This window comes from Corynebacterium sp. HMSC036D02 (assembly GCF_001836165.1).
Lineage (GTDB): Bacteria > Actinomycetota > Actinomycetes > Mycobacteriales > Mycobacteriaceae > Corynebacterium.
The window spans coordinates 13,403-30,102 of sequence record NZ_KV827662.1 but is presented as its reverse complement, the minus strand read 5'-3'; the positions used below and the strand labels follow the sequence as shown (position 1 = coordinate 30,102).

Below are 16,700 nucleotides of genomic sequence, written 5' to 3'. Positions count from 1 at the left end.
CTCCATTTTTTCTGATAGGACTGCGTACTATTCTTGCACACCAAAACATGAGGATACCGTCATATCTTGGTTTCGTGTCAAAAAATAAACCCGCACCAGCGTGGATGCGGGCTTATTTCGGCGTGTTGCTAGCGCTCAACGGGCATACGAACCATGTTGCCCCATTCTGCCCACGAGCCATCGTAGACGCGCGGCGCCTTAAAACCGAGCAGGTACTTAAGGACGAACCAGGTGTGTGCTGCCTGGGCGCCGACGTGGGAATAGAGGACGGTTTCCGTGTCCGGCTCCAGCTCGCCGTAGTTGACCTTCAGTTCGCTCAGCGCGCGGAAGCAGCCGTTGGGGTAGACCGCGCGATCCCATTCCAAGTTGATGGCCCCGGGGATGTGGCCGTGGGTCAACGTGGTGCCGTAGGCGGACTCGCCGGTGCCGTTCTTGAGGGCGGCTTCGCCGCAGAACTCGTCTGGGCTGCGGGTGTCGACCACCGTGGCGGTGGATTCGCGCAGCTCGTCGACGAAGATGCGTGAAGATTCCTCGCGAGAGACCTCGGGGTAGGAGGAGGTAGATGGTTCGGGGACCATGAAGGAAGTATCGCGCTCTTCGGACATCCAGGCGTCCCTGCCACCGTCGAGAAGCCGCACGTCTTCGTGGCCGTACAGCTCAAAGATCCACAGGGCGAATGCGGCCCACCAGTTGGATTTATCGCCGTAGAGGACCACGGTGTCCTCGCGCTCGATGCCCTTGGAGCGAAGGAGGGCTGTGAAGTCTTCCGCACTGATGATGTCCCTCGTTGTGCTATCGAGCAGTTCCGTCTGGACGTTGATGCGGATGGCGGTGGGGATGTGGCCGATATCGTAGAGGAGCGAGTCCTCATCGACCTCGATGACGTGGAGGCCGTTAATGCCCAGTCGCGCGGATAGCCACGGTGCGGACACAAGACGCTCGGGGTGCGCGTATTCCTGGAAAGGGGGATTCGGGTCGAGTTCGGCCACGGTCCACCTGCCTTTCTCGTTAAGGGGGAACGTTCGCTTCAACCTTAGCGTGCTTGGTCGACTAGTGGTCACGGGGGAGAGCCTTTTGTGGTGTTGGATACATTTCTGCGACGTGGAGCCGCGTGTGACATGCACTGGTTATAACAAGCGTGCAGGTCAGCGGCTAAAAACTGCGTTAAGCTTGTCTTTTACCGCTTTTTAGTGTCGATTCTTCAGGTGAGCGCGTGGGCCGAACCTGGGTTATTTTAAGAAGTGACACTCATTAACCCCCTAGCGAAAGGGAATTACTGTGCACAAGGCAATCGTCGTCTTCGAGGTTGAGGGCGGATCAGACAAGCAGATCAACGGACACCGTAAGGACACCATGCCGATCGTCGACTGCATCAAGGATGCGGGCTGGCACGCAGAGGTCGTGTTCTACCGTCCCGAGTGGTCTGAGAAGCTCTTTGAGTACGTATCCGAGAACTTCGATGCCTACATCTCCCGCGTGAACCCGGGCAATATCCCGGGCGGTGAGAAGGGCTACTTTGACCTGCTCTCCAAGCTGTCCGACGCTGGCCTGGTCGGCATGTCCACCCCGTACGAGATGATGGCCTACGGCGCTAAGGATGCCCTAGTCAAGCTCAACGACACCGATCTGGTTCCGGCTGACACCGCCGCCTACTACGACGTCGAGTCTTTCCACAACACCTTCCCGACCTCCCTGTCCTACGGTGAGCGTGTGCTCAAGCAGAACCGCGGCTCCACCGGCTCCGGCATTTGGCGCGTGCGCCTTGCCGACGAAAAACTGGCCGAGTCTGTCGAACCGGGTACCGCACTGCCGCTCGACACCAAGATTAAGTGCACCGAGGCTGTGGACAACCACACTGAGGAGCGCGAGCTCGGCGAGTTCATGGACTTCTGCGATCAGTACATCGTGGGTGACAACGGCATGCTCGTGGACATGCGCTTCATGCCGCGCATCGTTGAGGGCGAGATTCGTATTCTTCTCGTGGGCCCGGATCCGGTCTTCGTGGTGCACAAGAAGCCGGCCGAGGGCGGCGACGCTTTCTCCGCAACCCTGTTCTCCGGTGCCAAGTACACCTACCAGAAGCCGGAAGAGTGGCAGGAGCTCGTCGACATGTTCGCTGAGGTCCGCCAGGTCATCGCTGAGAAGCTCGGTGGCGACAACATCCCGCTGATCTGGACCGCGGACTTCATGCTGGCTGACGGTGAAAACGGCGAAGATACTTACGTCCTTGGTGAGATCAACTGCTCCTGCGTGGGCTTCACCTCTGAGCTGGACATGGGCATCCAGGAGAAGGTGGCCGCTGAGGCCATCAAGCGCGTGGAGGCCAAGCACGCATAAGCGATTATTTTCGCGCTAGTCTTGACAAGTTTCCCCTGCCACGGCAGGGGAAACTTTCTTTTTTCTGGGGCAAGTTCCCCACGCCGAGCTGCCGGTGAGCGAGATCTCAGGTACGTTCGAAGGGGTAAAAAATTACGCCAGTGTAGCGCTGTAGCGTACTGCGAAAATCGATGATTCTCCGAAAGGTCTAAGGAATAATGACGAACCCCAACCAGTTTGGTGAGAACGCCGACAACAGCGATAACAACGTGGGCGACAACAACTTTAACGGTTCCAACGGCGACAACGCTGGGAACGACAATTTCGGCGGCTTTGGTGGCTACGGCAGCGCCCAGTCCAACAACGATAGCTCGGAGTCTGGCTGGAATGCCCAGGAATCGAACTCTGGCTTTGGCTGGGGTGGTCAGGCAGGCTACGGCGACTACTCCGAGAGCTCCGCTGAGACCTCCTCGTTCGGAAGCGCGTCTTCCCAGAATTCGCAGCCGGAGTCTGAAGGTGAGGCCAAGGACAGCACTCTTGGCTCCAGCTTTGCTGCGTCTGAGTCTGCCTCTGGTTCTGCCAACGCGGAGTCAGCTGACCGCAAGTCTGAAAGCCATGACACCCGCGCTAACCATGACTCTTTTGGTACCTCCTACGCTTCCTACAACACCGATAGCAGTGCTGGTGCCGAGCACTCCGCTGAGTCGGCGAACTCGAATCAGGGCTACGGCAACCACGGTTACGGCAACAGCGGCTTTGGCAACGAAGGCTTTGGCGGCACTGCGCAGGCAGAATCCAACCAGAGCCAGGGTTTTGGGCAGCAGTCTGGTGATGGCTTCGGCGCCCAGGCTTCTCACTCCAACTCCACGTCCGGTTTTGGTAGCTACCAGCAGCAGAACCAGGGCTTCGGTGCCCAGGAGCAGCAAGGTTTCGGCTCCCAGGGACAGCAGGGATTCGGGGCGCAGGAACAGCAGGGTTTTGGTCAGCAAAACTCGCCCTTTGCAGCCTCCCCGCAGAATCAGTACCCGCAGCAGGCAGCGCCGAATGGCGGTTCTTCCAAGGGCACGGGCTTCTTCAAGGCGCTGTTTGACTTCTCCTTCAGCAACTTCGTCACCCTGAAGTTCTCCTCCTTCATCTACATTCTGCTCGTTATCCTGGCAGGTGCAGCATGGGCGGGAATGATCCTCTTCTCCTTCTTTGCTTTCGCTGACAGCTTTCTCATCGGAATCTTGACGTTCCTGGGCGCTGTCATTTTTGGTGGAATTGGGTTCCTCTTCTACGTCATCCAGTTCCGTTTGATCCTGGAGTTCTTCGTGGCGAACATCCGCACCGCGCAGAACACCGGTGACCTTGTTGCCAAGGCAGACGGCGACAAGGCTTAATCGCATACCAATCCCTGCGCTGCTTTAAGTTAGACAGACTAATCCCGCGGCCTCAGTATTCGAGGTCCGCGGGATTTTTGTATTTAAAGCGCCGTGCCCGTCTGAGAGGTCCGCTAGCTGCCACGGATGGTTCCAGTCATATGGTTCGGGTCAGAAGGTTCATGTGCCCCCAAACAACCCTTCTTTGGGCACCTAGATGGTTCACCTGCCCCCAGCTAAACCTTTTGAGTAGAACCAGGTTGCCAGAACCATGTGGTGGGCCGGGGGGAGGCGGGCCAGCGCGCAACGGCGCTACTGGCTGCCTAGTCCAGCAGCGTGGCGACGGACTCGGGGTCGGCGTCGGAAAGCATTTGGCGGATGCGGTCATACTCCGCGTCCTCACCGATGGCCTTCGCAGCATGGCCCAGTGCGGCAATCGCGCGCAGCACGCCCTGGTTGGGCTCATGGGAGAAGGGGACCGGGCCCCAGCCCTTCCACCCATTGCCGCGCAGGCGGTCGAGGCTGCGGTGGTAGCCGGTGCGCGCATAGGCGTAGGCGGTGATGAAAGCGGTGGGCTCAGCGCCCTTGTGCTTGTCTAGTTCCTGCTCCGCCAGCAGTGCCCACAGCAGCGGGGAATCCGGGTGGGCGACAATTCCGGCGGTGAGATCGGAAGTGCTGTCAGCACCCGGATCGGCCGGCAGCTTGATGGGCGGGGGAGCGAGCATATCTTTCATTTCCATGCCGCCCCACTCTAGCCATGTGGCGCTACGGCCACCAGAGGGGGCGAACCTGGGAAGGTTCGCCCAAAGATAGAAGAATTAGCCCGCAGCTGGATGGATTCGCCCGAAACTAGGACTGGGCCCAGAAGTCGGAGACGTTGAGCCCAAAGGAGTACAGCGCGCGGCGCAGCACCGGCAGCGAAAGGCCGATGACGGAGGAAGGATCGCCCTCAATGCGGTCGATGAACCAGCCGCCGAGGGCCTCCAAGGTAAAGGCGCCGGCGCATTCCAGCGGCTCGCCGGTGCGGGCATAGGCCTCGATATCGGCGTCCGAGGCCTGGGCGAAGTGCACCGTCGTGCGCGAGGCCTCCACGAAGCGCTCGTCGCCGCGCAGTACGCAGTGGCCGGTGATGAGCTCCGCGGCGCGACCGGCCTGCGCGTGCCAGCGCTCTACGGTGGCCTCGGGGGTGTGGGGTTTGCCTTGGAGGGAGCCGTCGAGAAGCAGCATGGAATCCCCGCCCACCACGACATCCTCGGGATAGTCAGGAGCAATGGCCTCTGCCTTGGCAGTAGCCAAGGCGCAGACGATCTCGGCGGGCTCAGCACCCGCTAGGCGCTCCTCGATGGCCCGCTCATCCACGTGGGCGGGGGCGATGACGGGTTCCACGCCCGCACCCCGCAGGATGGACAGGCGGGACGGGGACTGGGAAGCCAGAACCAGGCGCATGTGCTTAGTAGTAGCGGACGTTGCGGAAGGCGGACGGGTTAAACACGTCGCCCGGCTGGCCCCACAGGTCGCGCTCGGAGCGGGTATCGGCGGCCTTGGCGCGCGCCTCGGAGTCGAGCTGGCTGAGCACCGTGGTCAGGGCCGCCACCTCAGCATCGGTGGGGTTGCCGTTGAGAACGGTAAACAGGGAAGCGGTCATAGGAAACCTCTACAAAACGATATTGCCGTGTTTCTTCGGCAGAGTCGGAATAATCTTGCGATCCAGCAGGCGCAGGCCCTCAATGAGGGAACCGCGGGTGGCTGCCGGGGTAATGACAGAATCGACGAGACCACGCTCAGCGGCCTGGTACGGGGTGAGGTAGGCGGCGGCCTCCTCCTCACTCAGCTCCAGCTCGGCGGCCAGCGCAGGGGCATCGGCCACGGCGATCTCGGCGGTCGGCCACGCATAGGACAGGTCCGCGCCGAGCTCCTTGGAACCGAAGGCGATGTATCCGGTGCCGTGCGCGCGGCGGACGATGACACTGATCTTTCCCACGCTCGCCGCGGAGTAGGCGTGCACGAGCTTGGCCAGCGCTGCCTTCTCCACGTCCAGCGCCGGAGTGTCGACGAACTCGATGATGGGGGTGTTGAAGGCATCGCAGAGGCGGATGAAACGCGCGGCCTTAGCGGCAGCTTCCGCGTCGAAGGAGTCGCGGTTGGCGATGATGCCCACCGTGCGGCCCTCCACGCGGCCGAAGCCGGTGAAGACACCGCGCACCTGGGCACCGAGCTCGAAGACATCCTCACAAGTGGCGGTGACCACGTCGGCGAGATCGACGGCGCCGTCATCGCCCACGAGGACATCGAGCGCGTGGTCGGCCTCGCTGATGTTGTCTTCCACCGAACCCGAAACGATGGTGGCCTCGGTGCGGGGAGCTGCAGCACGGTTATTGGAGGGCAGGTAGGAGAGCACGCGCTTGGCGACGTTCACCTCGTGCTCCCCGTGCGCCTGCAGGTCACCGTCCGGAGCGATGACGACATCGGACAGCGCGGCCACCAGCGAGGCCTCCTTGGAGTCCGCGTAGACCGCCGTGACCTGCGGGATGAGGCCGGAAGCGGTGGTGGCGCGGGCAAGGATGCGGGCCTGCATGGCGGAGGAGACAATGCCCTCCTGGGTGCGGGGCTTGTCGCTGGCGACGAGTGCGACGATGGGCACGCCGGTCTTAATGGCCAAGTCATAGAGCTTGGTGACCTTTTCGCCATAGACCTCGCCCATGGTGCCGTCGAACAGCGAGGCGTCCTGCGCATAGGCGCAGACCTTGCGGCCATCGACGGTGCCGAAGCCGGTGACGACGCCATCGGTGTAAGGGCGGATGTGCTCGCGGCCGAACTCGGTGGAGCGGTGGCGAGCAAGCGCGTCAGTCTCTACGAAGGAACCGGCGTCAAAGAGCGCCTCGATGGCGCTGCGGGCCGCCGGGACTTCGCCCTGCGGCGCCCGGGACTCGGTGAGCTTGGAGCTCAGGTCCTCGATCTTGCCAGCGGTCGTCTTCAAGTCAGTCATGGGACACTAGTGTAATACAGTGCTTCTTCTGCACTAATCTGTGCTTGATCCGAGCGCGGCCTAGAGCGGGATGTTTCCGTGCTTTCGCGAGGGGCGCGCAACATTCTTGTCCGTGAAGAAGCGCAAGTTTTTGGCGATTGCACTGCGGGTTTCGGAGGGGAGAATGACGGCGTCGATAAGCCCGCGCTCCGCTGCCTTATACGGGTTGAGCATGTGGTCTTCGTATTCGCGCTCGAAGGATTTGGTCAGCTCAGCCACGTCGAGGCCCTTCTCGTGGGCGGCCTTGATCTCCTTGCGGTAGATAAAACCGACGGCGCCGGCAGCACCCATGACCGCGATCTGGGCAGTGGGCCATGCCAGGTTGACGTCCGCCCCCAGGCCCTTGGAACCCATCACGCAGTAGGCGCCGCCGTAGGCCTTGCGCAGGGTGACAGTGATCTTCGGGACGGTGGCTTCGGCGTAGGCGTAGAGGAGCTTGGCGCCGCGGCGCAGGATGCCGTCATGCTCTTGGTCGGCACCGGGAAGGAAGCCGGGGACGTCGACCAGCATGATGATGGGGATGTTGAAGGCATCGCAGGTGCGCACGAAACGCGCGGCTTTCTCTGAAGAATCGATGTCGAGGCAGCCGGCAAAGACCTGGGGCTGGTTGGCAACGAAACCAACAGTGCGGCCCTCGATGCGCCCGAAAGCGGTGACCACGTTATCGGCGCGATCGGCCTGGATCTCTAGGAAGTCGCCGTCATCGGTGAGGGCCTCGATGACCTCCTTGACGTCATAGGGCTGGTTCGGGGAGTCCGGGATGATCTCATCCAGCATGAGGTCGTCGGCGGTTTCTTCGCCCAGGTCTTCGTAGGGCTCAACCGGGGTCAGCTGCCGGTTGTTAGAGGGCAGGTAGGTCAGCAGATCGTGGACCCAATCGAGCGCTTCTTCGTCGCTCGAAGCGGTGTAGTGCGAGGTGCCGGACTTGTGCATGTGGACGCCAGCGCCGCCGAGTTCTTCCTGACTGACTTCTTCGCCGGTGACGGTCTTGATGACGTCCGGTCCGGTCACGAACATCTTGGACTTCTCATCCACCATCACCACGAAGTCGGTCAGCGCGGGGGAGTAGGCGTTGCCGCCGGCGCAAGCGCCCATGATGACGGAGATCTGCGGGACGACGCCGGAGGCCTTGACGTTCTGGTAGAAGGTCTTGGCAATCCAGTCCAGGGACACGGCGCCATCCTGGATGCGAGCGCCGGCGCCCTCGTACAAGCCAATGAGCGGGCGGCCGGTGGTGATGGACAGCTCCATGATCTTGATCATCTTCTCGCCGTAGACCTCGCCGAGCGCACCGCCGAAGACGGTTCCGTCTTGGGAGAAGATGCAGACCTCGCGGCCGTCGATGGTGCCCCAGCCGGTGACGATGCCATCGGTCAGCGGGCGCTTCTTGCCCATCCCGAAGTCCGTGGTGCGGTGCACGGCGAGCATGTCGGTTTCTACGAAGGAACCTTCATCGAGGAGGTAGTCCAAGCGTTCCCGAGCCGTGAGGCGGCCCTGGGCGTGGACCTTTTCGTGGGCTTTTTCGCCCATGGGCTGCGCCGCTGCTTCGCGACGCCTCTTCAGTTCAGCGATCTTGCCTGCGGTGGTGTCGGCGCTCAGGGAATCAAGCTCCGACAAATGTGAGGAAATAGTCATGTTTCGACAGTGTAGAGAAGTTTTGTATAGGAATGTATAGCGGCAAGCGGGTGATTTCCCTCACAGCCTGCGTTTGTGCAGGTAGGCGGGGTGGGAAAGGTGAGGGTTTCCTCGCAAACGGCGTGTTGGATGCATGGCTGTCAGTGTAGTGACCGCGGTTTTCGAGTGTTTGGGCGGTAGGGGTCAATAAAAAGCCTCGCCCCTAGGGTGTTGGGGCGAGGCTTGGATTATGCGGTTTTATTCGGAGGTTGGGGCTAGCCAACCCAGGCTGTAGAGGAAGAGTTCGGCGTCTACGAGATCCTCTTCCTTGGGGAAGGTGCCCGTGAGCGTGGCGTAGGACTCTTCAATGTCCTTGTGGGTGGCTGGGATGAGACCGTGCTTGAGCAGGTCTTCGGCGATGTGCGACACCAGCGGCGCCGAGTGCACCGTGTCAAGGTTGATTCCGGTGGCGCTCTTGAATTCGTTAGTGATGGCGGAAAGGAATCCGGTCAGGGTATTCATTTGGCTCACCTCTCTATTTCTTGTCGTAATGATGCGGCCGTCCGCATCATGGGGTTGAACCAACTATATAGGTAAAATCCCCCAAAAGCTAGCTTTCGTTCACGGCGAGTTAACTTTTAGTTAACCTAGCGCGAAATGTGAGGTGAGGAACACGGCGCCTTCTAGACCTCAACTGGCAGCCAGGCGTAGCCATATGGCCCGAGCTCCACAGGGCCCAGGTCGACGGTCTGATCCGTGAAGTTGTGCAGGCACAACAACTCACCGCGCTGGAATCCCAGCACGCCCGTCTGACCGGTTTCCACGGCTTCGAAAGGCGCGGTGCCGAGTTCCGGATGCGCCTTACGCTGCTGGATTAGGCCGCGGAGGCGGTGGAGGAGCGAGGAGTCGTCGGCAAGCTGCTCTTCCACCGAAACTCCAACGCCACCGACGATGGGCCGGCGCGTCTGGGCAGAGGTGCTGAACCCTGCACCCTCGCCAGGCTCCCACTGCATGGGTGTGCGCACGGCATCGCGGTCGGGCAATTCAGGGGCATCGTTCATGCCAATCTCATCGCCGTAATACAAGAAAGGTGCGCCCGGCAGAGTCATGAGTAGTGAATAAAAAAGCTCAATCTTGCGGTAATCATTCCCCAACAGCGGGGCAAGGCGCCGCGCGATGCCCACGTGGGCACGCATCTGCTCATCCGGCAGGTAGTGCTGATACATGATCGCGCGCTGGTCCTCGTCGACCATCTCGAGGGTCAGCTCGTCGTGGTTGCGCAGGAAGGTGCCCCACTGGCAGCCCTGGGGAAGCTCTGGAAGTTCCGCCATGATGTCGTAGACCGGTGTGGCGTCCCCCAGTGCGAGGGCTTGGTAGAGCCGCGGCATCACAGGGAAGTTGAACACCATGTGGAAGCGATTGCCCGTGCCATAGAACTCCATGGTTTCTTCGGGTGGCTGGTTGGCCTCCGCGATCATGATGGCCTCGGGGTAATTCTCGTCGATGAAGGCGCGGACTTTCTCCACAAACTCGACCGTCTCCGGCAGGGACTCGCCACCTAGCCCATCGCGTTCGTAGAGGTACGCGATGGCGTCGAGGCGGAAACCGTCCACGCCCTTATCCAGCCAGAAGGAGAGAATTTTGAATACTTCCTCGTGGACCTTCGGGTTGTCGTAGTTCAGGTCCGGCTGGTGCGAGTAGAAGCGGTGAAAATAGTACTGCTTGCGCTCCGGGTCCCACGCCCAATTCGAGGTCTCCGTATCGGTGAAGATGATGCGGATCTCCGGGTAGCGCAGGGGATCATCGCCCCACACGTAATAGTCGCCGTAGGGGCCTTCCGGATCGGTGCGCGAGGCCTGGAACCACGGATGGTCGGTGGAGGTGTGGTTGAAAGCCAAATCCGTCATGAGGCGCATGCCGCGAGCATGGAGCTCGGCAACGAGCTCGTCAAAGTCCTCCATCGTGCCGTAATCAGGGTGGATGGAGTAGTAGTCGGCGATGTCATAGCCGTCATCGCGCAGCGGGGAGGCATAGAAAGGGGAGAGCCACAGGCAATCCACGCCGAGCCACTTCAGGTAGTCCAGCTTCTCAATAACTCCACGCAGCGTGCCAACGCCTTCGCCGCGGGTGTCCTTGTACGAGCCCACGAGGGCCTGGTAGAAGATGGCGTTATCGTGCCAGGTCATCGGAGATCCTTCCGTTTGGCCCGCCACAGCAGATACTCCGCTAGGCACAGCGTGCCCGCGAGGAGCCCCGGCCAGATGGCGGGGGAGGGGTGAAAAAGATTGAGGACTGCTTGCACCAGCGCCAGGAAGGCAAAGAAGCCAACGAATCCCAGCGCGGTGTCCCACAGCAGTTCACGGCGCATTAGGCCTTAACACCTCCGGCGGTGAGGCCGGCGACGATGCGGTGCTGGAAGATGAGCACCATGATGATGAGCGGAACAGTCACCAGCGCGCCCGCAGCCATGGTGGCGGCGTAGGGGTACTCGAAGGCTGAGGGACCCGAGAAGCGCGCGATAGCTACGGTCACCGGCTCAGTGGCGGTGGTGGAGAGCTGCTTAGCCAGCATGAACTCGTTCCACGTCGTGATGAAGGCGATGATAGCCGTGGTAAACAGTGCCGGCGCAGCCAAGGGCAGGAGAACGAGGCGGAAAGCCTGACCGCGGGAAGCGCCGTCCACGCGGGCAGCCTCCTCCAGCTCCCAGGGCAGCTGACGGAAGAAGCTCAGCAGCGTGTAGACAGTCAGGGGCAGCGCGAAGGAGATATTCGGGATGATCATCGCGCGGTAGGTGCCAATCCACTCGAGGTTGCCAAAGAGCTGGAAAAGCGGGGTCACCAACGCGATGGCCGGGAACATCGAGGCGGCCAGGATGATGCCGGTGACAATACCTTTGCCCGGGAAGTCATAGCGCGCCAGTGCATAGGCGGTGAACACGCCGATGAGGACCGCCACAGCGGTCGTGACCAGAGAGATGATCAAGGAATTGCCCAAGGCATTGAGGAAATCATTGCCCTTGTCTGTGGCCAGTGCATCCCGGAAGTTATCCAAGGTTACGTGCGTGGGCCACGGGGTGGTGTCGAAGGTATGGGACTTGTGCCGCAAGGCGGTGACAACCATCCAGTAGAAGGGCGCGAGTCCCCAGAACATGATGAAGAGGATGCCGAGGTAGTGGCCAAGCTTTTTCATGACTTCTTCTCCTTCTTCTGGCGAGCAGTACCGGAGACATCAGCGCCGAGGAAGCGCACCAAGATGAACGCGACGGTGAAGATAAGCAGGAAGATAAGGGTGGACAGCGCGGAGGCCGAGTTGAAGTGGCCCTGGCGCATGTCCTCCACGACGAGCTGGGAAATGGTGGCCGTGGGCGAGTTGGAAGAGGCGGAGATCATGATGACCGGCAGGTCGTACATGCGCAGCGCGTCCAGCGTGCGGAAGAGGATAGCCACCATGAGTGCTGGCCGCACCAGCGGCAGGGTAATGGTGAAGAAGGTTTGGATGCGGGAGGCGCCGTCCACGCGGGCCGCGTCATAGACATCGCGCGGAATCATCTGCAGGCCCGCCAGGATGAGCAGCGCCATGAACGGGGCTGTCTTCCACACGTCGGCGATGATGACCGCGAGGCGGGCATAAAACGGGTCTGTGGTCCACGCAATGCGTGAGCCGATGAGCGCGTTGACGATGCCGTCCGGCGCGAACATGAACTGCCACAGCTTCGCAGTGACTGCGGTGGGAATGGCCCAGGGGACCAGCACCGCCGCGCGCACGAGACCGCGACCGCGGTATTCGCCGTTCATCACCAGCGCCATGAACATGCCCAAAATCGTTTCCAGGGTCACCGTGACCACGGTGAAGAAGAGCGTGATCTTGAGCGCGGGCCAGAAATCAGTGGCAATGACGCCGTCCGGGCACGCGGTGGCCTGGCCGGTGGCAGACATACAGCGATTGGTGATCCAGTACAGGTAGTTCTCGAGGCCTGCGAATGCGCCTTCCTCGAATACACCCGTAGTCGGGTTAAGCCGCTTGTTGCCCTGGAAGGACAACATCACAGCGCGCACGATGGGATAGCCGATGACCACGGCCAGCGCTATCAGCGCCGGTGCGATGAGCGCAGCAACGCGCAGATACTGTCTGCGAGGCTGCGCGGTAGCTGGTGCTCCAGCCATGCGGTGCCTGCCTTTCTGATTTATAGGGGGAGGGGTTATCGGGGGTTGGGGAAAATCATAGCGGGTGGCTTAGACATTCATTAGAACAAAGCCAGATCAAAGAAGGAGGCGCGGGCAAGTCACGTGGACTTACTCGCGCCCCCATTTCACGCTGGGAAGATTAACCCTGGGAGGCTGCCTCGATGGCTGCCTTCATGTCCTTCGTAGCGTCATCGACGGACTTGTCAGCGGTCAGTGCCGCGTAGGCGTTATCCTGCACGGCCTTGGAGATGGCGGTGTAGAACGGGGAGACCGGACGCGGAGCGGCGTTCTCCAGGGACTCCTTGAGAGCCGGAAGGTACGGGAACTCCTCGACGAGGGACTCATCGTCGTAGATGGAGGCCAGTACCGGCGGGAAGGAAGCCTCGGCGAAGGACTTCTGGTTCTCCTCGTTGATGATGAACTTCATGAAGTCCAAGGCCGTAGCCTTGTGCTCGGAGTTGATGTTGATGCCGTTGTTGTAGCCACCGAGGGTGGAGACACCGACGCCGTCCTTGCCCACCAGCGGCTGGACCTCAAACTTCACGCCAGCCTCTTCGGCATTGGTGTACATGTACGGCCAGTTGATGGCAAAAGCGGTCTTGCCCTCGGTGAAGGCCAAGTTGGTCTCCTCCTCCGTTGCGGCGGTGGAGTCCTTGGAGATGGTGCCGTCCTCGTAGGCGTCGACAAGCGCCTGTAGGCCTTCCTTGGCCTCGTCGGAGTCAACGGCGACGTTGCCCTCGTCATCCAAGATGGAGCCGCCCCAGCCCTCGATGAAGCCGGCGGTGTTGACGGTCAGGCCCTCGTACTGCTTGAGCTGAGTGGTGAGGCAGGAAGCATCATCCTTAATAGCTTCGCAGGCAGAAGCGATGTCCTCGAACTTCTCCGGAGCCTTCTCCGCCAACTCGGTGTTGCGGAAGAGCAGCTGGCCGTTGGTGTTCTGCGGCAGCGCGTAGAGGGTGTCGTTGTAGGTGGCGGATTCCACGGTGGGCTCCAGCAGCCCGGAGGTATCCACCTCGAGGTCACCGGTCAACGGTGCCAGCCACTGGTTAGCGGCGAAGTCCGCGGTCCAGACCACGTCCAGCGCCATGACGTCGTAGTCGGAGTTGCCCGCCTGCAGGGATTGCACGAGGGTCTCGCGCTGAGCGTCGGCCTCGCCGGCGAGCTCTTTGAGCTCGACCTTCTCGTCCGGGTGCTCGGCGTTCCATGCCTCGATGATGGGCGTGATCTTGTCGGTATCGTTCTTGCCCATGGCAAAGGTGATGGGGCCGCGGCCGTCACCATCAGTCGAGGAGGCATCGGAGCCAGTGCTTGACGACGATCCCTCGTCGCTCGACGAGCAACCTGCCAAGGTCAGTGCGAGGGCAGCGGTGGTGACGACAACGCCGCGGCGGACGGAACGCAGCGAGCTGGGGAGAAACGGCTTCTTCATTGAATATTCACCTTTCGGAAAACTTCTGATGACTACAAAATAGGGGATCATCCCCACATCGCACGCGGTTTTGACTTTTAATTCACTCCAAGCGGGGGTGAAATCACCCCTGTTTGTGTTGCTGCTTAAGTTTCGATGCGCTGGCCGGTCTCCGGATCGAAGCGGTGTGCCTCGCGGGGGTTAAAGGTCAGCACGACGTTCTCACCGCGTTGCGGAACGTCGTCGCTCGCGCGAGCCACGAAGCGCTGCTCGCCCACCATGACGTAGACGAAGGATTCGGAGCCCAGCTCTTCCACGAACTCCACCGTGCCCTGGAAGCCAATCGGCCCCTTGTTAATGAACATCTTCTCTGGGCGTACGCCGACGCGTCCGCCGTTGTAGTCGAAGATGTTCATCGCAGGGGAGCCAATGAAGCCGGCGACGAATTCGTTAGCAGGAGCGTCGTACAGCTCGCGCGGTGGCGCGACCTGCTGCAATTCACCGTCCTTGAGCACGGCGACGCGATCTCCCATGGTCATGGCCTCCACCTGGTCGTGAGTGACGTAGACAGTGGTGGTGCCGAGGCGCTGTTGGAGGCTGGCCAGCTCCGCACGGGTTTGTACGCGCAGCTTGGCGTCGAGGTTGGACAGGGGTTCATCCATGAGGAAGGCCTTCGGCTCGCGCACGATGGCGCGGCCCATGGCCACGCGCTGGCGCTGACCACCGGAGAGGTCTTTGGGCTTGCGCTGCAGGTACTCCGTGAGCCCAAGGGTCTTCGCGGCTTCCTCTACTTTGGCTGTGATTTCAGCCTTGGGCTTCTTGGCCAGCTTGAGGGCAAACCCCATGTTCTGGGCCACGGTGAGGTGCGGGTAGAGCGCGTAGTTCTGGAAGACCATGGCGATATCGCGCTCGCCGGGCTCCAGTCCCGTGACGTCTTTGCCGTCAATAAGGATGCGGCCGCTGGATACCGGCTCCAGCCCCGCGAGGGCGCGCAAGGTGGTGGACTTACCGCAGCCGGATGGGCCGACGAGGACTAGAAACTCGCCGTCCGCAATCTCGAGATTGAGGTCTTTGACCGTGGGTTTCTCGGCACGGGGATAGGTGATGCCGACGTTCTCAAAAGTGACCTTTGCCATGGATTCACACTAGCACCTGGCGGTGCGTGCATTAGGCTGGAATTCGCTATGAAGAAGCTCGCTCCTTTCCTCGCGCTGCTCTTGGTCGGTTGCTCCGGTACGGAATCCTCGGAGTCCTTTGCGCCACTGACAACCGTTTCTACGGGGACCGCTGATGCGTCTTCGGCATCTTCGGAGTCCACTACGGAGTCATCGACCTCTGCGACGAAGTCTTCGTCGGAAGAGCCTTCCCCGACGATGCCCGCGAAGGAATCTGCGACGTCATCGTCGGCCACTGCGTCCGAAGAAGCCCAGCGCGATACCGTGTTCCGCGCTATTTTTGCGGATACCGTCGATGCGTCTGAGGTCCGCTCACAGTTGGTGGACAACGGCCACGTTGATCGGTCTACCATGCGCGCCAGCATGAAAGGGATGGGGCTGGAGGTCTCGGACTCGGAATTGCAGGAATATGGCGAGTGGGTCTGTGAGTGGGTCACCCCAGCAACCCGTTATGTGTTGGTAACTGAAGGAAAGCCGGATAACCTTGGGGCACAAGACCGCGCTGATTACGACAAGTTGATTGGGGATACTGTTTCTTTCCTGGCAGATACGCGGCAGATCACCGTCACGCCTGAGCAGGTCACCCATGCGTTGCCGCAGGCGGTGCTGACTACCTGTCTTGACGATGCTACGGCCCGCACAATTCTGGCCAATCCGGATTACTTTTAGTTACTGCTAGGAGGCCGTGGCCCGGCGGGTAACCTGGGGTGCATGACTGCACTTGATATGGACCGAATTCGCGAGGCGCTGAGCGAAGACTTCGCTGTTATCGATTACACCGAGTCCACCGGCTCCACCAACACCGATCTCATGCAGGCCGACAAGGTGGCTGATGGCACCGTACTGCTGGCCAATGAGCAGGTTGCCGGCAAAGGCCGCTTGGGCCGCCAGTGGGTGAGCCCGGCGGGATCACAGCTCATCTTTTCCGTTCTGATCCTCCCGGATTCGCTGGATCACCTCGGAACCCTGCCCCTGGCGGCCGGCTTGGCCGTGACCGACTCGGTGGAGAAAGCAGTACTCAAGTGGCCGAATGACGTGCAGATTGATGGCAAGAAACTCTGCGGCATTCTCGCCGAGGCCGGCCCGGTGGGCGAGGCCTTCAAATCTGCTCCGAAGACGGAAGTTTCCAAGGCTGAAATCAACAAGGCCGAAGTGAACAAGGCTGAGATTAATAAGGCAGAGATCAACAAAGCTGAAGTCAGTAAAGCTGAAATCGCCCCCAAGACTCAGACTGCGAACCCGCCTTCAGCTCGCGTGGTCGTGGGCATGGGCATCAACGTCACCCTGACCCGCGAGGAACTGCCCATCGAGGCCGCGACATCGCTCGCGCTCGAAGGCCTTGAGACCGACCGCACGCAGCTGGCGGTCACCGTGCTGAAGAACCTGCGTCGCCGCATTACCCAGTGGGAGCAGCAGGACCCACAGCTAATGGCTGATTACCGTAAGGTCTGTTCTTCCATCGGGCAGGAAGTCCGCCTCGAAGCCCCGACCGGCGACGTCATTGGCACCGTCGAGGGCGTGGCTGACGACGGCCGCATCAACGTCGGCGGTGAGTACTACTCCGCGGGTGATGTCACCCACCTGCGCCCAGCTGGTCAGTAGTGGATTCAGCCAGTA

At 61.0% G+C, this 16,700-nt stretch carries 17 protein-coding genes; 4 read left to right on the top strand and 13 right to left on the bottom strand.

The window, feature by feature from the left end:
- Window positions 1-128: 128 nt before the first annotated feature.
- The gene (locus HMPREF2743_RS03525) at window positions 129-989 is read right to left on the bottom strand and encodes a sulfurtransferase (protein ID WP_070745504.1); all 861 of its coding nucleotides are present in this window, start codon (window positions 987-989) and stop codon (window positions 129-131) included.
- 289 nt (window positions 990-1,278) lie between these two features.
- Between HMPREF2743_RS03525 and HMPREF2743_RS03520 the strand changes: the two genes are divergently transcribed.
- Window positions 1,279-2,337, top strand: a complete 1,059-nt coding sequence (locus tag HMPREF2743_RS03520; RefSeq protein ID WP_070745502.1) for a Cj0069 family protein — start codon at window positions 1,279-1,281, stop codon at window positions 2,335-2,337.
- A gap of 197 nt (window positions 2,338-2,534) precedes the next feature.
- On the top strand, window positions 2,535-3,698 hold the full coding sequence (locus HMPREF2743_RS03515) for a DUF4282 domain-containing protein (RefSeq protein WP_070528092.1): 1,164 nt from the start codon (window positions 2,535-2,537) through the stop codon (window positions 3,696-3,698).
- Window positions 3,699-4,000: 302 nt separating this feature from the next.
- Here HMPREF2743_RS03515 and HMPREF2743_RS03510 read toward each other — a convergent pair whose 3' ends face one another.
- The 12 genes from HMPREF2743_RS03510 to HMPREF2743_RS03455 form a co-directional block, all read right to left on the bottom strand.
- Window positions 4,001-4,417, bottom strand: a complete 417-nt coding sequence (locus HMPREF2743_RS03510; RefSeq protein ID WP_012714873.1) for a DUF3151 domain-containing protein — start codon at window positions 4,415-4,417, stop codon at window positions 4,001-4,003.
- Between the two features lie 109 nt (window positions 4,418-4,526).
- Window positions 4,527-5,123: a Maf family protein gene (locus HMPREF2743_RS03505; RefSeq protein ID WP_070528097.1), complete on the bottom strand. Its 597-nt coding sequence runs from the start codon at window positions 5,121-5,123 to the stop codon at window positions 4,527-4,529.
- Window positions 5,124-5,127: 4 nt separating this feature from the next.
- The gene (locus HMPREF2743_RS03500) at window positions 5,128-5,322 is read right to left on the bottom strand and encodes an acyl-CoA carboxylase subunit epsilon (RefSeq protein ID WP_070528100.1); all 195 of its coding nucleotides are present in this window, start codon (window positions 5,320-5,322) and stop codon (window positions 5,128-5,130) included.
- Window positions 5,323-5,331: 9 nt separating this feature from the next.
- Window positions 5,332-6,663, bottom strand: coding sequence for a carboxyl transferase domain-containing protein (locus HMPREF2743_RS03495; protein WP_070818170.1), 1,332 nt, complete (start codon window positions 6,661-6,663; stop codon window positions 5,332-5,334).
- A 60-nt stretch (window positions 6,664-6,723) separates the two neighbouring features.
- Window positions 6,724-8,337: an acyl-CoA carboxylase subunit beta gene (locus HMPREF2743_RS03490; RefSeq protein ID WP_070818169.1), complete on the bottom strand. Its 1,614-nt coding sequence runs from the start codon at window positions 8,335-8,337 to the stop codon at window positions 6,724-6,726.
- A 237-nt stretch (window positions 8,338-8,574) separates the two neighbouring features.
- Window positions 8,575-8,838, bottom strand: a complete 264-nt coding sequence (locus HMPREF2743_RS03485) for a hypothetical protein (RefSeq protein WP_010189347.1) — start codon at window positions 8,836-8,838, stop codon at window positions 8,575-8,577.
- Window positions 8,839-8,999: 161 nt separating this feature from the next.
- Window positions 9,000-10,502, bottom strand: coding sequence for a maltose alpha-D-glucosyltransferase (treS, locus tag HMPREF2743_RS03480; protein WP_070818168.1), 1,503 nt, complete (start codon window positions 10,500-10,502; stop codon window positions 9,000-9,002).
- Complete coding sequence (locus HMPREF2743_RS03475) at window positions 10,499-10,684, bottom strand: hypothetical protein (protein WP_070818167.1); 186 nt, start codon at window positions 10,682-10,684, stop codon at window positions 10,499-10,501. Before HMPREF2743_RS03475 ends, treS begins: the two co-directional genes overlap by 4 nt.
- Window positions 10,684-11,505 carry a carbohydrate ABC transporter permease gene (locus HMPREF2743_RS03470; RefSeq protein ID WP_010189344.1) on the bottom strand — a complete coding sequence of 274 codons (822 nt, stop codon included), beginning with the start codon at window positions 11,503-11,505 and terminating at the stop codon, window positions 10,684-10,686. The genes HMPREF2743_RS03475 and HMPREF2743_RS03470 overlap by 1 nt, the downstream gene beginning before the upstream one ends.
- Window positions 11,502-12,479, bottom strand: a complete 978-nt coding sequence (locus HMPREF2743_RS03465) for a carbohydrate ABC transporter permease (RefSeq protein WP_070528112.1) — start codon at window positions 12,477-12,479, stop codon at window positions 11,502-11,504. Before HMPREF2743_RS03465 ends, HMPREF2743_RS03470 begins: the two co-directional genes overlap by 4 nt.
- Window positions 12,480-12,639: 160 nt before the next feature.
- The gene (locus HMPREF2743_RS03460) at window positions 12,640-13,929 is read right to left on the bottom strand and encodes an ABC transporter substrate-binding protein (RefSeq protein WP_070818166.1); all 1,290 of its coding nucleotides are present in this window, start codon (window positions 13,927-13,929) and stop codon (window positions 12,640-12,642) included.
- Between the two features lie 125 nt (window positions 13,930-14,054).
- Window positions 14,055-15,044 (bottom strand): ABC transporter ATP-binding protein, encoded by a 990-nt coding sequence (locus tag HMPREF2743_RS03455; protein WP_070818165.1) that lies wholly within the window; start codon window positions 15,042-15,044, stop codon window positions 14,055-14,057.
- A 48-nt stretch (window positions 15,045-15,092) separates the two neighbouring features.
- Between HMPREF2743_RS03455 and HMPREF2743_RS03450 the strand changes: the two genes are divergently transcribed.
- Together HMPREF2743_RS03450 and HMPREF2743_RS03445 are read left to right on the top strand one after the other, a co-directional pair.
- Complete coding sequence (locus HMPREF2743_RS03450) at window positions 15,093-15,752, top strand: hypothetical protein (RefSeq protein ID WP_246824456.1); 660 nt, start codon at window positions 15,093-15,095, stop codon at window positions 15,750-15,752.
- Between the two features lie 42 nt (window positions 15,753-15,794).
- A complete protein-coding gene (locus tag HMPREF2743_RS03445; RefSeq protein WP_070818164.1) occupies window positions 15,795-16,685 on the top strand; it encodes a biotin--[acetyl-CoA-carboxylase] ligase in 891 nt (296 codons plus the stop codon).
- Window positions 16,686-16,700: the final 15 nt, after the last annotated feature.

Bases quoted from the DNA above. Each gene is read 5' to 3' on its own strand.
- HMPREF2743_RS03470 (WP_010189344.1), bottom strand. From the start codon at position 11,505: ATGAAAAAGCTTGGCCACTACCTCGGCATCCTCTTCATCATGTTCTGG.
- HMPREF2743_RS03465 (WP_070528112.1), bottom strand. From the start codon at position 12,479: ATGGCTGGAGCACCAGCTACCGCGCAGCCTCGCAGACAGTATCTGCGC.
- HMPREF2743_RS03485 (WP_010189347.1), bottom strand. From the start codon at position 8,838: ATGAATACCCTGACCGGATTCCTTTCCGCCATCACTAACGAATTCAAG.
- HMPREF2743_RS03515 (WP_070528092.1), top strand. From the start codon at position 2,535: ATGACGAACCCCAACCAGTTTGGTGAGAACGCCGACAACAGCGATAAC.
- HMPREF2743_RS03460 (WP_070818166.1), bottom strand. From the start codon at position 13,929: ATGAAGAAGCCGTTTCTCCCCAGCTCGCTGCGTTCCGTCCGCCGCGGC.
- HMPREF2743_RS03455 (WP_070818165.1), bottom strand. From the start codon at position 15,044: ATGGCAAAGGTCACTTTTGAGAACGTCGGCATCACCTATCCCCGTGCC.
- HMPREF2743_RS03500 (WP_070528100.1), bottom strand. From the start codon at position 5,322: ATGACCGCTTCCCTGTTTACCGTTCTCAACGGCAACCCCACCGATGCT.
- HMPREF2743_RS03510 (WP_012714873.1), bottom strand. From the start codon at position 4,417: ATGGAAATGAAAGATATGCTCGCTCCCCCGCCCATCAAGCTGCCGGCC.
- HMPREF2743_RS03495 (WP_070818170.1), bottom strand. From the start codon at position 6,663: ATGACTGACTTGAAGACGACCGCTGGCAAGATCGAGGACCTGAGCTCC.
- HMPREF2743_RS03450 (WP_246824456.1), top strand. From the start codon at position 15,093: ATGAAGAAGCTCGCTCCTTTCCTCGCGCTGCTCTTGGTCGGTTGCTCC.
- HMPREF2743_RS03505 (WP_070528097.1), bottom strand. From the start codon at position 5,123: ATGCGCCTGGTTCTGGCTTCCCAGTCCCCGTCCCGCCTGTCCATCCTG.
- HMPREF2743_RS03490 (WP_070818169.1), bottom strand. From the start codon at position 8,337: ATGACTATTTCCTCACATTTGTCGGAGCTTGATTCCCTGAGCGCCGAC.
- treS (WP_070818168.1), bottom strand. From the start codon at position 10,502: ATGACCTGGCACGATAACGCCATCTTCTACCAGGCCCTCGTGGGCTCG.
- HMPREF2743_RS03475 (WP_070818167.1), bottom strand. From the start codon at position 10,684: ATGCGCCGTGAACTGCTGTGGGACACCGCGCTGGGATTCGTTGGCTTC.
- HMPREF2743_RS03445 (WP_070818164.1), top strand. From the start codon at position 15,795: ATGACTGCACTTGATATGGACCGAATTCGCGAGGCGCTGAGCGAAGAC.